Source organism: Microbacterium maritypicum MF109 (assembly GCF_000455825.1).
Classification (GTDB): domain Bacteria; phylum Actinomycetota; class Actinomycetes; order Actinomycetales; family Microbacteriaceae; genus Microbacterium; species Microbacterium maritypicum_A.
Genome location: NZ_ATAO01000145.1, coordinates 1 through 221 on the forward strand (window position 1 = coordinate 1; position 221 = coordinate 221).

Here is a 221-nt window from a genome sequence, read left to right on the forward strand (position 1 = left end):
GGTGTAGAGGGTGTCGAAGGCCTCGCGGCTCTTCGGGTCTTCCGTCACGCCGGTCCAGAAGCGGTCTCGCGAGCGGCGGATGTACCAGTTGGTCAGCACCTCGGCGAAGTCGCGCAGCCGCGCGGACGCGGTGGTGGAGTCCAGCCCCTCCAGATCCACGCGCACCTCGCGGACGAGGTCGCCCAGACGGGCCAGGATGTAGCGGTCGAGCACATCCGTGG

1 protein-coding gene is annotated in these 221 nt (G+C 69.2%); it reads right to left on the minus strand.

Annotation, left to right across the window (positions count from 1 at the left end; all coding sequences use genetic code 11):
• On the minus strand, positions 1-221 hold a 221-nt coding region (locus L687_RS43100), incomplete at both ends, for a class I tRNA ligase family protein (RefSeq protein ID WP_040569667.1).